The 13,932-nt window shown below is 43.2% G+C and carries 15 protein-coding genes; 11 read left to right on the forward strand and 4 right to left on the reverse strand.

What is annotated here, in order from left to right; translation table 11 throughout:
* Nucleotides 1-396: 396 nt before the first annotated feature.
* The gene (locus tag AX660_RS19295; protein ID WP_131811836.1) at nucleotides 397-804 is read left to right on the forward strand and encodes a hypothetical protein; all 408 of its coding nucleotides are present in this window, start codon (nucleotides 397-399) and stop codon (nucleotides 802-804) included.
* 506 nt (nucleotides 805-1,310) lie between these two features.
* Here the strand turns inward: AX660_RS19295 and AX660_RS19300 are convergent.
* Genes AX660_RS19300 through AX660_RS19315 form a run of 4 tightly spaced genes read right to left on the reverse strand, consistent with a single transcriptional unit; the run spans nucleotide 1,311 to nucleotide 3,881 of the window.
* Entirely contained in the window at nucleotides 1,311-1,730 is a 420-nt protein-coding gene (locus AX660_RS19300) for a DUF4426 domain-containing protein (RefSeq protein ID WP_068381191.1), read from the reverse strand.
* A gap of 19 nt (nucleotides 1,731-1,749) precedes the next feature.
* The gene (locus AX660_RS19305) at nucleotides 1,750-2,292 is read right to left on the reverse strand and encodes a YggT family protein (protein ID WP_068380745.1); all 543 of its coding nucleotides are present in this window, start codon (nucleotides 2,290-2,292) and stop codon (nucleotides 1,750-1,752) included.
* Between the two features lie 54 nt (nucleotides 2,293-2,346).
* Entirely contained in the window at nucleotides 2,347-3,168 is an 822-nt protein-coding gene (proC, locus tag AX660_RS19310) for a pyrroline-5-carboxylate reductase (protein ID WP_068380748.1), read from the reverse strand.
* 29 nt (nucleotides 3,169-3,197) lie between these two features.
* The gene (locus tag AX660_RS19315) at nucleotides 3,198-3,881 is read right to left on the reverse strand and encodes a YggS family pyridoxal phosphate-dependent enzyme (RefSeq protein WP_068380751.1); all 684 of its coding nucleotides are present in this window, start codon (nucleotides 3,879-3,881) and stop codon (nucleotides 3,198-3,200) included.
* Between the two features lie 30 nt (nucleotides 3,882-3,911).
* Between AX660_RS19315 and AX660_RS19320 the strand changes: the two genes are divergently transcribed.
* From AX660_RS19320 to relA, 10 genes are all read left to right on the forward strand, one after another.
* Nucleotides 3,912-4,955: a type IV pilus twitching motility protein PilT gene (locus tag AX660_RS19320; RefSeq protein ID WP_068380754.1), complete on the forward strand. Its 1,044-nt coding sequence runs from the start codon at nucleotides 3,912-3,914 to the stop codon at nucleotides 4,953-4,955.
* 25 nt (nucleotides 4,956-4,980) lie between these two features.
* Complete coding sequence (locus tag AX660_RS19325) at nucleotides 4,981-6,093, forward strand: PilT/PilU family type 4a pilus ATPase (protein ID WP_068380756.1); 1,113 nt, start codon at nucleotides 4,981-4,983, stop codon at nucleotides 6,091-6,093.
* A gap of 11 nt (nucleotides 6,094-6,104) precedes the next feature.
* Complete coding sequence (locus tag AX660_RS19330; RefSeq protein WP_068380759.1) at nucleotides 6,105-6,416, forward strand: putative signal transducing protein; 312 nt, start codon at nucleotides 6,105-6,107, stop codon at nucleotides 6,414-6,416.
* A gap of 146 nt (nucleotides 6,417-6,562) precedes the next feature.
* Complete coding sequence (gene dsbC, locus AX660_RS19335; protein WP_201027480.1) at nucleotides 6,563-7,285, forward strand: bifunctional protein-disulfide isomerase/oxidoreductase DsbC; 723 nt, start codon at nucleotides 6,563-6,565, stop codon at nucleotides 7,283-7,285.
* An 82-nt stretch (nucleotides 7,286-7,367) separates the two neighbouring features.
* Complete coding sequence (gene recJ, locus AX660_RS19340; protein WP_068381197.1) at nucleotides 7,368-9,086, forward strand: single-stranded-DNA-specific exonuclease RecJ; 1,719 nt, start codon at nucleotides 7,368-7,370, stop codon at nucleotides 9,084-9,086.
* Nucleotides 9,087-9,351: 265 nt separating this feature from the next.
* Nucleotides 9,352-9,633, forward strand: coding sequence for a hypothetical protein (locus tag AX660_RS19350; protein ID WP_068380765.1), 282 nt, complete (start codon nucleotides 9,352-9,354; stop codon nucleotides 9,631-9,633).
* Between the two features lie 31 nt (nucleotides 9,634-9,664).
* A complete protein-coding gene (gene recO / locus AX660_RS19355) occupies nucleotides 9,665-10,402 on the forward strand; it encodes a DNA repair protein RecO (protein ID WP_068380769.1) in 738 nt (245 codons plus the stop codon).
* Nucleotides 10,399-11,136 carry a pyridoxine 5'-phosphate synthase gene (gene pdxJ / locus AX660_RS19360; protein WP_068380772.1) on the forward strand — a complete coding sequence of 246 codons (738 nt, stop codon included), beginning with the start codon at nucleotides 10,399-10,401 and terminating at the stop codon, nucleotides 11,134-11,136. The genes recO and pdxJ overlap by 4 nt, the downstream gene beginning before the upstream one ends.
* Before the next feature lies 1 nt (nucleotide 11,137).
* On the forward strand, nucleotides 11,138-11,518 hold the full coding sequence (gene acpS / locus AX660_RS19365; RefSeq protein WP_068380775.1) for a holo-ACP synthase: 381 nt from the start codon (nucleotides 11,138-11,140) through the stop codon (nucleotides 11,516-11,518).
* A gap of 250 nt (nucleotides 11,519-11,768) precedes the next feature.
* Nucleotides 11,769-13,931: a GTP diphosphokinase gene (relA, locus tag AX660_RS19370; protein ID WP_068380778.1), complete on the forward strand. Its 2,163-nt coding sequence runs from the start codon at nucleotides 11,769-11,771 to the stop codon at nucleotides 13,929-13,931.
* Nucleotide 13,932 lies beyond the last annotated feature (1 nt).

Raw genomic sequence — 13,932 nt, forward strand, 5'->3', positions numbered from 1 at the left:
TGATCCAATTTCAACCGTACCTTGTTGATCAAACCGGCGTGAGCGCACATCCTTGTGCACTACACGCCTTGACCTCACGTCCTGTGAGGTCATTTGACAAGGCACAATTGAAATCGGGTAAGTTGGAGTCGAGATAAAATGCCACTTTCTTCGATTTATTTCCGCTTTTCTGGATTTAACCCGATTCAGGTTAAATACAAATTATGGATCGAAATATTGCCTCTTTCATTTGAATAAGAGTATGAAATATTAAGAAAAATTTAATATTAGTCGGAATAATGTTAAATCCGGAGCTAACATGAATTCCGACTAATTAACTTTATGCGCAACATAATATTTGACATATTTGGTAACATGGTTACAGTGTGCCTTCGTCTAGATGTTGCAGAGGCAGTTATGAGTCAAGTAATCCGAATTACCGAAAAACTGTATAATCGTCTTAAAAGTCACGCTGAAGGCTTTGATACTCCAGCCAGTGTGATCGAGAAAATCGTCAATGCATATGAAGCAAACGGCTTTAAGCCCACTACAACTATGCAAGAGATAGTTGCTTCAACAAAATTAGAGATAGAATTTGATGGCATGACAGAAGTGGTTTTTAAAAAGGCACTAATCAAAAACAAATCGGCTTATATAACCTTGTTCTTTACAGACGGCACAAGCAAATCTAAATTCTGGAAGGCATCAAAATTTTCTGAGGACTCCAATTTAGGAGCAAACTTAAGGTCTGGTTTTTTACGTGGCTGGCGATCCAAAGGCATTTATAAAGCAGTGCTATCTTTTAATGATCCAGAAAGCGCATAACAAACTGTTTAATCTTAGGACACATCCTGCTACGCACCTTTTTGTGCATGGCCTTCGGGCATCTTTGCACAAAAACTTGCTCCACAGACTGCGCCTATTATCAAGACGTTAATTCGAAGAATCGTTTGTTCCCTCGACTCCAACTTCCCCGATTTCAGTTGTGCCTTGTCAAATGTCCAAACAGGACGTTTGGACAAGGCGTGGTGAGTACAGGGAGGTAATCTCCACGTCGGTTTGATCAACAAGGTGCAAGTGAAATTGGAATAGGAAGTTGGTCGGAGAGCGGCTTCTTTTGCCTACTTTTCTTAGCTGTTGGAGAAAAGTATGGTCGGGCGGCAGGGACGCCGTTAGAAAAACGCAATGGATTGCGGTCGCGAAGCGATAAGTGCGCGCAGCGCATAATCTTAGTAGTGCAGTTATGCTTTTAAAAGCGCACGTAGTGCATGCTCTGTCGCGCAGCGACAACCCTTCGCTGCTCGCTGCTCGAAACTCGCCGCTAATTCTATCTACTCAACATAAAACTTATGTTCAAACTTCAACTTTTGTTGGCTTTTGCCGTCGTTAATATCCACATTGATGCGATAGTGTTCTTGATCGCTAAAGGGCAATACTGCCAAGTAATAAATGGCTTCGCCTTCTTTGACTTGTTTAAAACTGAGCTTTTTAGTCACGCCTAATAAGTTTCTGGCTTCGCCGCTTAGGATTACGTTTTGTGCTGCTTGGCTTTTTTTATCCAGTACCGAGATATTAATCAAAGCGTTGTATTTGCTGCGCACTATACCGTTGTTTTTGGCAATTTCAGGCGTTAAAAAGGTGGTGTTGAAGGCGATGTAATGTACATCCCAAGTACCTAGTGCGACTTTTTGTTCAGCGTTGGCCTTGCTTGCAAAAGCAAACAAGGTTAGCGCAGCAAAAATGACACTCAGTGTTTTAGAGCAAGAAAAGCTAGAAAATACCAAACAAATCACCCATGAGTTTTTGCAAAAAGATTAAGATTAAAATCACTACCATGACCGATAAATCTAAACCGCCTAAGTCCGGCATGCGTTTACGGATGGGGGCAAGCATGGGTTCGGTCAGTTGATTTAATACCAATTCCATAGGATTACGTCCTTGGCTTATCCAACTCATGATGGCACGCAGAATCAAAACATAAACGACTAAGTCGATAGCTTCTTTTAGGACTAATATCAAGCCGGTAAAAGCCACTGCAAAATAGTTACTCAAACTGTAACCAATGACAAAACCCAAGACGACAATTTTGGCCACAGCCACTAACCAAGCGAGAACCAAGGTGGCGGTATCAAATCTGCCCATTGAAGGGATCACACGGCGTAACGGTGCCACTAAGGGATGAGTCGCTTTTACAATAAACTGACTTAAGGGGTTGTAAAAATCGGCCCGTGTTAGCTGTAACCAAAACCGCAGTAATACAATCATGATATACAGCGTAAAGGGTAAACTAATTAAAAACTCAATCGAACTCATATTTTGCTTATTTCCTGCACACTAAAGACTTGGGTTTATATTTGCCTGATGTTATTAAAACGTTCTGGCCATTTCTTGCGCTCTGGCGACAGCAGCTTGCATTGATTTTGCCACTATGTCACTTAAGTTGTGCGCGGCAAAGCTTTCAAGGGCTTTGGCTGTGGTGCCTCCTTTGGAGGTAACTTGGGCGCGCAGCTCACTTATTTCAAGTTGTGGATTGTGACAAACCATTTCTGCTGCACCTAACATCGCTTGCTGCACTAACAATCTGGCGGTGTCATGATCAATACCTTGACGTTCAGCTTCTTGTTGCATGGCTTCCAAAAAGGCAAAAAAGTAAGCAGGGCTGCTACCCGCTGCGGCAATTACGCTGTCGATGAGTGATTCTTCATTGACCCATGCGATTTCACCCACATGTTTGAGTAGTTGTCCGGCATATTCTTTGTCGGCAGTGCTTATATTCTCAGGTGCAAATAAACCCGTCATGCCTTTACCTAGTGCACTTGGCGTATTAGGCATAGTACGAATAACTTTATCTTGGCCTTGTAACATCTCTTGTAAACGTTTGACGGGTAAACCTGCCGCAATGGAAATAAACAATTTGCCGTCGAGAGTATTACTGGCCGCTAAGTCACTACACATCTGTTCCATCAACTGGGGTTTAACCGCCAGTACTATCACGTCACATTGTGCTACAACTTCGGCATTGGACTGGCTAATTTGAATGCCCAAAGTATTATGGAGTTCGTCTAATTTGGGGCGTGAAGGGTTACTGGCAAAAATGGATGAAGCGGGATAGCCGTTTTTAACTAAACCACTGATAATGCTTTTGCTCATGTTACCTGCGCCAATGAAGGCTATTTTTCTATGTTGCATTTTACCTCTGTCTATCTACTTTAAAATGTTCAAGCACGATGACCAAATATGGCCGTACCTATTCTTACCATGGTGCTGCCGTGCCTAATTGCAAGGCCCATGTCATCAGACATGCCCATCGACAAGGTATCCACCTCGGGATATAAAGCCCTTAACTGGCTAAAAAGCCCTGCCATTGTAGCAAAACTTTGTTGTTGTTCCTCAGCCGATGTATTGGCTTTAGGAATACACATTAAACCCCGCAGCGTTATATTACGCAGTTGGGCAACTTGCTGAGCAAAGTCCAGCACCTCAGTCACCGCCAATCCCGCTTTGTTGGTCTCATTATCTACATTGACCTGGATACAGACATTCAGAGTCTTGTGGGCACTGTGTTGATCATTTAAACGTTGCACGGTTTTGAGTCGGTCAATGGAATGTACCCAACTAAAGTTTTCTGCTACTAACTTGGTTTTATTCGATTGGATAGGACCAATAAAATGCCATTCAATATCGTGGTAATCCTGTAAAGCCTGAATTTTGCTCACCGCTTCTTGCACGTAGTTTTCGCCAAACAAACGTTGTCCGGCTTCATACGCTTGCACGATATCGGATACGGGTTTGGTTTTACTCACGGCTAGCAATTTGACCGAGTTTGGTGGACGATGGGCATCTACTGCAGATTGCTTGATTGTTTGGTATGCGCTTTTGAGACGTTCTGCTATTGTTTCCACGATATCAAAAATTTTGCGGGAGAATTTGGCTTGGATATTACCGAACTTTTAGCCTTTAGTGTGAAAAATAAAGCCTCTGATTTACATCTTTCAGCTGGTTTGCCCCCCATCATCCGGGTAGACGGTGAGATGCGTAAACTTAACGTGCCTGCCTTAGAGCACAAAGAAGTGCATGCGCTGATCTTTGAAATCATGAATGATAAACAGCGTAAAGAATATGAAGAAAACCTCGAAACCGACTTTTCTTTTGAAGTGAAAGACTTGTCGCGTTTTAGGGTCAATGCCTTTGTACAAAACCGTGGGGCAGCAGCGGTACTCAGAACCATCCCCAGCACTATTTTGAGTTTGGATGAACTTGGTGCGCCACAGATATTCAAACAAATTATTAATCAGCCTACAGGAATTGTATTGGTTACTGGAGCAACAGGCTCGGGTAAAAGTACCACCTTGGCGGCCATGATCGATCATATCAATAGCACCAAACGTGAACACATTCTGACCATTGAAGATCCCATTGAATTTGTGCACGAAAACAAATTGTGTGTGCTCAACCAGCGTGAAGTGCATCGTGATACCCACAGTTTTAATAACGCACTGCGTTCAGCCTTGCGGGAAGATCCCGATATTATCTTGGTGGGTGAGTTACGGGATTTAGAAACCATTAGATTGGCGATATCAGCGGCAGAAACTGGCCATTTAGTTTTTGGTACTTTGCACACCAACTCAGCACCTAAAACCATTGACCGTATTATTGATGTATTTCCGGCAGCGGAAAAATCCATGATCCGCTCGATGTTATCGGAATCTTTACGGGCGGTTATCTCCCAGACTTTATTGAAAAAAGTGGGGGGGGGCCGAGTTGCTGCTCACGAGATCATGTTGGGTATTCCTGCTATTCGTAACTTGATCCGTGAAGACAAAGTCCCGCAAATGTATTCGGTTATTCAAACCGGACAACAACATGGTATGCAAACTATGGATCAGTGTTTACAGCGTTTAGTGGCGCAAGGTTTAATTACCCCACAAGATGCAGCGGCTAAATCTATTGATAAAAAACCCACATCTGGTTTTTAATTAGGGCCATACCAAGGACACAACTATGGAATTAACACCTTATCTCGAAGCCATGCAAGACGCAGGGGCCTCAGATTTATTTATTACTGTGGGTTTTCCGGTCAGTGCCAAAATTAATGGCCAAATGACACCCATCGGTAGCAGTTTATTGGATGAAGAGTCGGCACTCGCCTTAGTGCACGATGCCATGACAGATAAACAAATTCAGGAGTTTGCTGATACTAAAGAATGTAACTTTGCCATTGCCCGCGATGGTATAGGGCGTTTTCGTTGCAGTGCGTTTTGGCAACGTGATATGGCGGGTATGGTGGTTCGGCGCATCGTTACGCAAATTCCCAAGGTGGAAGAGTTGGGACTGCCCGAAGTGCTTAAAGACATTATTATGTCTAAACGTGGTTTGTTGTTATTTGTGGGCGCGACCGGTACAGGTAAATCAACTTCGTTAGCGGCCTTGATGGGGCATAGGAATCACAATTCACGTGGGCATATATTGACCATTGAAGATCCCATCGAATTTGTGCACGAACATGGCCAATGTGTCGTCACTCAGCGCGAAGTGGGAATAGATACTAAGTCCTTCGACGATGCCCTTAAAAGCTCTTTACGTCAGGCCCCTGACGTCATTTTGATTGGTGAAATTCGTTCTATGGAAACCATGGAATATGCTATGTCCTTTGCGGATACGGGACATCTGTGTGTGGCCACCTTGCACGCAAACAATGCTAACCAAGCCATAGAGCGGATCATGCATTTAGCGCCCCACGATCAACATGAAAAACTGCGTTTTGATTTAAGTTTAAACATGCGAGCAATAGTGGCTCAGCAGTTGGTACCTACACCAGACGGTAAGGGACGAGTGGCGGCGATTGAAATTTTGCTTAATTCACCTTTAGTGACTGATTTAATCCAGCGCAATGAAATTGGTGGCCTTAAAGAAGCCATGCGCAAGGGCAAAGAAATGGGTATGCAGAGCTTTGATATGGCCTTGTATGACTTGTATAAGTCCGGAAAAATCACCTTAGAACATGCGATCCATCATGCTGATTCACCTAATGATTTACGTCTGATGATTAAATTGGCGGGGGACGATGGCAATAAACTTGGCTCCTTGTCGAATGTTTCTATCGATATGGATTAATAAGGTAATAATTGAAAAAAATTTACAGTCATCATGATCGTTTTATGGTCTGGCAAATCAAAGGTTTGCTTGAGTCACATGGTATTCCATGTTTCATCAAAAATGAGTTTGCTATCGGTGGAGTGGGTGAGTTATCACCTTTTGACTCTTTACCTGAAGTATGGATAAGTGATGACGAATGGTGGCCTAAAACTCAGCAAGTTATCAGCGAGTTTGAGTTGCAACCTCAACAAAACAAAGATTGGTACTGTGCACAATGCCAAGAGCAAAACGATGCCAATTTTGAAGTGTGTTGGCAATGTGGTACAGACGCTAAGGCTTGATGCCAGCTATTTAATGTTACATCTTTGCAGCCTTTATGGTTTGGTTTCAGGGCTACAATCCATTACACTCAACCGCCTAGCCCGTTGAAATTTTATTTAAGTAACGCGGTCATATTGTCCGATTACTGTTATCTATTAGGAAAGAAATGAAAAATTGGATTAAGCATAAGGCGTTTTGTTTAGCTCTTGTTATCAGCACTACGGCTGGTGCATCAACCCAAAACGACAATCTAGATCTTGTTAAAGCAAAGGTGCAGAGCACTCTGGGTATGCAAATTACGTCAATCGCCGACTCTCCGGTTGCTGGTTTATTGCAGCTCGAAACCAATAAAGGTTTATTTTACAGCAGTGACGACGGTAAGTTTTTATTACAAGCTCGAGTGTATAATCTCGATGAAGGAATGCGTAATGAGACTGAAATTGCTTTAAGCCACATACGTTTGGCAGGCATTGCTGAGTTCAAAGATTCAGTTATTGAGTTCAAAGCCAAGAACGAAAAATACGCAGTAACGGTGTTTACCGATATTAATTGTGGTTATTGTCGTAAGTTGCATAACGAAATGGATAAATATAATGCTCTTGGCATTACCGTAAGATATTTAGCCTATCCACGAGAAGGTTTACGCAGTGCAACCGCGCAAAATATGATGGCGGTTTGGTGTTCAGATAATAAACAACAAGCGATGAATAACGCTAAAAGCGATGAAAAAGTTAATGCCAAAGCCTGCGATTCAAAAGTAGCAGAACAATACGCTTTTGGTCAAAAAGTAGGGGTAAATGGTACACCTAATATCATATTACCAGACGGCACACTTATTCCCGGCTATCAACCGCCTAGTGCATTAGAACAAGCCTTAAAAGACATCTAATACTAAAAGCCTGTTTATACTCAGCCTGTATTGTTACAGGCTGAGTTGTTTTATAGCCATAAATAAAGAAACTATGCCCAGCCTGACAATTACCCGCAGAACACCCACTAACAGCGCTCATTTGCCAGCCAGTTTGCATCCTAAGATCAAACAAATTTATGCTGATCGTGGCGTGCAAAATGGTGCAGAGCTTGAGCGCAGTACCCAGTCTCTATTGCACTATAAGCAGTTGAGTGGCATTCAGGCGGCTGTGACTTTATTGGCCGATGCGATTAAAGCCCAGCAAAAAATTATTATAGTGGGTGACTTTGATGCTGACGGGGCAACCAGTACGGCCTTGAGTTTACTGTCGTTACGCATGTTAGGCAGTGTGAATCATAGCTATTTGGTACCTAATCGTTTTGATTTTGGCTATGGCTTAAGCCCCGAAATTGTTGAGGTTGCCGCGAGTCAACACGCCGATTTAATTATGACTGTGGACAGTGGCATTGCGTGTTTTGCTGGCGTGGCAAAAGCCAAAGAACTAGGCATTACCGTGGTTATTACCGATCACCACTTGGCGGCGGCTTCGTTACCTGTGGCTGATGCCATTGTTAATCCAAATCAGCCAGGCTGTGAGTTTTTATCTAAAAACTTGGCCGGTGTTGGTGTGGCGTTTTATTTGATGTTGGCGCTGCGGGCAGAGTTAAAAAATCGTGATTGGTTTGCAACACAAAATATTGCCATGCCTAACTTAGCCGAGTTACTCGACATTGTGGCATTGGGAACCGTGGCGGATGTGGTGCCACTGGACAGCAATAATCGCATTTTAGTCCACCAAGGTTTGCAACGAATACGCAGTGAGCAATGCAGACCAGGTATTCAGGCCATCATGGAAGTGGCAGGGCGTGATAAAAGTAAATTAGTTGCCTCAGATCTTGGTTTTGTCGTGGGGCCTAGGCTCAATGCTGCAGGGCGTTTAGATGACATGTCACTGGGGATTGAATGCCTCATCACCGACAGTCCAACGACCGCGCGGCAGATTGCAGTGCAATTAGATAGTTTAAATCGTGAGCGTCGTGAAATTGAAAGCTCCATGCAACAAGAGGCGGTTAAAGCGCTAGATACTCTTAATATCGAAGCCCAAAATATGCCCTTTGCCTTGGTATTATATCAAGCCGATTACCATCAGGGTGTTATTGGCATACTGGCCGGACGAATTAAAGATAAATATTTTCGCCCCACCATCGCCTTTGCCCATCAAGACGATGAGTTATTAAAAGGCTCGGCGCGCTCCATTCCTGGGGTGCATATCCGTGATCTGCTCGAAACCATTAACCTGCAACATCCTGGTTTAATCATCAAGTTTGGTGGTCACGCCATGGCTGCTGGTTTAACCATTGAACTGGCTAAACTCAAGCAGTTCGAAGCAGTTTTTCACCAAGTAGCTCAGTACTTGTTGCACGATAAACCCATGGCTGGCGAAATATTATCCGATGGGAGTTTACGCATGGAGCACTACAGCATTGAGTTTGCTCAGTTACTCAAAGAGGCTGGCCCCTGGGGGCAAGGATTTGTCGAGCCCATATTTGACGATGAATTTGAATTAATTGAGCAAAAGTTACTGGGTGGTAAACATTTAAAAATGATGCTGCGTTATCAAGGTAAATTACTTATTGATGCCATCGCTTTTAATATCGACCCTCAAGTATGGCCAAACATGAGTTGCAAACAGGTGAGGCTGGCGTTTAAGTTAGATATCAACGAGTTTCGTGGCCGCCGTAGCTTGCAATTGATGGTTGAAGCGATTCTTCCAGCCTAAAATTACCCTTCATCCTTGTAACTGCACGTTTGTTGGCTGGATGCTGACGGACTGAAGTCCGACCTACACAGGATTAATGTAAGCTCGGCCTTCTTTCCTATAAAAATGCCGTCATGGCTCGTGGGGGATGATTTCTGTGCCGCCACCGTGTAATTCCCATTATATGGTGTATTTACCGCCTCTTTTTTAAATAGTTGCCCACAAAACTGCATATTTGCTGTGTTTGGGTATATTATTGTTTTTTTTAGATAAGCTAAGTTTAACAATGGCAAAAAAGACCGACGTAGAAAAATTATTGATCAAACATGAAAAGCTGACGCATTCTGATGATCTCAGTGTTGTATCTCATGTGCAACGTAATGAAGATGATTGGTTTGTAAATACGCTAATGATCAAAGGCTATGATGTGCCGTTTAAATTTCGTCGTCGTAAAGTCTACAAAAATCTTACCGGGGCCAAAGTTAATCTGACTTATTACCCTATCATCGAAGAAGTCGCAGGCATGCAGTTTGAAGCCATGAAAGTGGTACGCATTAAAATAAGCTGATTTGGTTGTTTGTATAACAGGTAAGAATAACGTGTCTAGTACCCCTCTGACTGGTTTTATCCTGCATCGCAGGCCCTATCGCGAAACCAGTTTCTTGCTTGATATTTTCAGTCTGGAATGGGGCAAATTCAGTGCCGTTGGTAAGGGCATACGTGGAGCTAAAAATGATAAAAAAAGTCTGCTGCAACCCTTTCAAGCCTTGCAACTTACTGTAGTCGGTAAACACGAGTTAAAAAATTTACAACAAGTCGAAGCACTGGCACCGAGCCTTAATTTGCAAGGTAACTATTTGTTTTCTGCAATGTATATCAACGAAATAGTTAATCGTTTGTTGGCCCATGACATTGCTCAGCCTGAATTATTCACCCTATATCAATCGACCTTAGGGGCATTGGCAAACGAGGAGCCAATAGAGCCGGTATTACGCCAGTTTGAACTGTCGTTATTAGCTGATTTAGGCTATGGTATCGACTTTTCTCAGGATGCTGAGTTTAGCCAAAACATTGAGCCAGAGGCCTATTATGGCTTTGTTTATGAACATGGTTGGTTACGCCAAAAAGTACCTTCGCAAAGTCGCTTTTGTTTTAAAGGTGAAACGTTATTATTAGTTGCACAATTAGAATGGACTGCGGCCAGTTTACATTGTGCTAAACAAATCGCGAGGCTTTGTTTGGCCCAGTTATTGGGTACCAAACCCTTAAAAAGTCGTGAATTATTTAAACATAGTTGGTCACACAATGCCCCATCACAGTTGGAGAATGGCACATGAATGATATTTTTTTAGGCGTGAATATTGATCACATTGCCACCTTAAGAAACGCGCGGGGTACTAGTTATCCAGATCCGGTGCATGCTGCAGAAGTCGCCGAACGTGCCGGTGCCGATGGCATTACCGTGCATCTGCGTGAAGATCGCCGGCATATTACCGATCGTGATGTGAACATACTCAAACAAACCATTCAAACCAGAATGAATTTGGAAATGGCCGTGACCGAAGAAATGCTGTTGATTGCAGTACAAACTCGCCCGACCTATTGCTGTTTAGTTCCTGAAAAACGTCAAGAGTTGACCACTGAAGGTGGTTTAAATGTGGTGGCAAATAAGGTCAGCATTCAATCCGCCTGTGCTCGTTTGGCCGCGGCAGGTATTTTGGTCTCATTATTTATTGACGCAGACAAAAACCAAATTGATGCCGCCGTTGCTTGTGGTGCACCTTTTATCGAAATTCATACTGGTCAATATGCTGAGGCTCATGGTGAGCAACAAATACTGGAATTAAACAAACTTAAAGCTGGAATTGAATACGCTCACTCCTTAGGACTTAAAGTGAATGCCGGACATGGTTTAAATTATCATAATGTTAAACCCATAGCGGCCATCCCTCAGTTATACGAACTGAACATTGGCCATGCGATTATTGCACGGGCCGCTTTTGATGGTTTACACAAAGCCGTTGCCGATATGCGTTTGTTAATGCAAGAAGCGCGGAGTCAGTCGCTTTAATATGGCTATCGTTGGCTTGGGTACCGATATTGTTGAGATTGAACGCATTGCAGTGCAGCTTAAAAAATCACAACGTTTGGCTGAGCGTGTATTAACCGACAACGAATTGGTGACCTTTGCACAACATAAATTTCCTGAACGGTTTTTGGCAAAACGTTTTGCCGCCAAAGAAGCAGCGGTTAAAGCCTTAGGTATTGGTATTGGTAATGGGGTGAGTTTTCAGCATGTCGAGGTTGTTAACTTAGCCAGTGGGCAACCAAGCTTACAATTTTATGGTAGGTTTGCAGAACTGTGTGAGCAGCATGAGGTAAACAAAAGTTTTATTTCTATCTCAGACGAGCAACATTATGCCGTTGCCACAGTGTTGTTAGAAAGTGTTTAGCTGTGTTGTTTGCACCTTAGTAGTGCTGTTGGAAGAGCACTAGGACTGCACTGCTCTTTAATGGAGCGGTTGGTTAGTTAAAATGCTATTTATTGGTGTTTTTGTGAGCAAAAACTTGGCTCGTATTCTGAATATTAAATGGAAAGCGAATAATATCGCGATATAACGTAATAGTGGGGAACGCTATTTAAAAGGTTAGCGATGGGCTCCGCTAAGTTAGCAATAAATAACCGCAATAGGGCAGAGTTGAATGGTTTCAATCCGCACAGTGCATCAACCGCAACGACCTTCTTTTGAAGAGTGGTTAGCGAGTTTACATTTGACTGATACGTCAAAGCAAAAACTACGTGAAGTATCCGCTACTCCTGAGATCCTGCTGATAGGTCAGGAAATGGTGGAAATACTGCACGAATTGCACATGGACGATGAAACCCTGCAAGCTTCACTGGTGTATCCTTATTGTCAGATGCACGAACTGAGTGAAGAGCAAATCGCCGAGCAGTTTGGGGAAGGTATTCAAAAACTGATCGTCGGTGTTAGGCGGATGGACGCGATTAAATCCCTACATACTCGAGCTAATAGTGCCAAGAAAAACGATGAAACCCAAATCGATAATGTCCGTCGTATGTTACTCGCCATGGTGGAAGACGTTAGAGCCGTAGTTATCAAGTTGGCTGAGCGTATCTGTGCTTTGCAGCAAGTTAAAAAATCAGACGAAGAAACCCGCGTACTTGTCGCCCGTGAATGTGCCAGTATTTATGCGCCACTGGCTAATCGCTTGGGCATAGGCCAGTTAAAGTGGGAGCTTGAAGATCTTTCGTTTCGTTATTTGCACCCCGAGACCTACAAACAAATCGCTGGTTTACTCGACGAACGCCGTGCCGATCGTGAGCAATACATTGATGACTTCGTTAGCGAATTACAAAGTGTACTGGACGAACAAAACATCAAAGCCAAAGTGTATGGCCGGCCGAAACATATTTTTAGTATCTGGAAAAAAATGCAGAAAAAACATCTGTCTTTTGACCAGCTTTATGACATTAGAGCGGTGCGTATTATCGCTGAGCGTGTGCAGGATTGTTATGCAGCCTTAGGTGTGGTGCATGGCAATTGGAAACATGTTCCCAATGAGTTTGATGATTATATTGCCACGCCTAAACCCAATGGTTATCAGTCTATTCATACGGTTACCTTGGGTAAACAGGGTAAAACCATCGAGATCCAAATTCGCACCCATAAAATGCATGACGATGCTGAGCTTGGTGTGGCAGCGCATTGGCGTTATAAAGAAGGCGCAGCGGTGAGTCGCTCAGCCTATGAAGAACGTATTAATTGGTTACGTAAAATCTTGCAATGGCAAGAAGAAGTGGCCGAATCAGGTGATTTGGTCGAAGAATTACGCAGCCAAGTATTTGATGACAGGGTTTATGTTTTTACCCCCAAAGGTGATGTAGTTGATTTGCCCTTAGGTTCAACACCGCTGGATTTTGCCTATTATATTCACAGTAATGTGGGGCACCGCTGTTTAGGTGCAAAAATCAGCGGACGCATCGTACCTTTTACCTATCAACTGCAAACCGGTGATCAGATTGAAATTCTAACCGGTAAACAGCCTAATCCTAGCCGTGACTGGATGCACCCAGGTTTGGGTTATGTGCATTCGTCTCGCGCTCGCGCAAAAATCCATAGTTATTTTAAAAAGCAGGATAAAGATAAAAATTTAATCGCCGGTAAAGAATTACTTGAGCGAGAACTCTTTAAGGTAAATGTCGCTGGCAAAGACGCTATCGAAGCTGTTGCGCGTTTTAATATGCATAATCTGGATGATTTGTATGCGGCAGTCGGCGCGGGTGATATCCGATTAATGCAGGTTGTTAACTTTCTGTCGCAAAGACTTGAACCTGCGCCGGTTATTGATCCTAGGATCAAAGCAAAAAAACCACAGAGTGATAAACACAAAAAAGACACTATCGTGGTGGAAGGTGTAGGTAACTTGCTGACCCAGATTGCCGGCTGCTGCCAGCCTTTACCCGGCGAGCCAATCTTAGGATATATCACCCAAGGCCGTGGTGTGAGTGTGCATCGTGAAGACTGTGAGCAGCTTAACCATTTACTCGACTCTCATCCTGAGCGGCAAATTGATGTTAATTGGGCGAGTAATGTTAAAGCGGCCTTTAAAACCGATATTGAAATCTATTGTGCTGATCGCGATGGTATTTTACGTGATGTCACTACGGTGTTGGCTAACGAAAAAGTCGGTTTGTTAGGAGTTAATAGCTTAAGTGATACTAGTAAACATACGGCTAAAATCAAACTGAGTTTAGAGGTTAAGGACTTAAACAGTTTGGCTAAAACCATGACTAAAATTCAACAAATCAAAGGTGTGTCTGACGTCTTACGAGCAGATAACTAAG

Origin of the sequence: Paraglaciecola hydrolytica, from assembly GCF_001565895.1 — a bacterium.
GTDB classification, from domain to species: Bacteria; Pseudomonadota; Gammaproteobacteria; order Enterobacterales; family Alteromonadaceae; genus Paraglaciecola; species Paraglaciecola hydrolytica.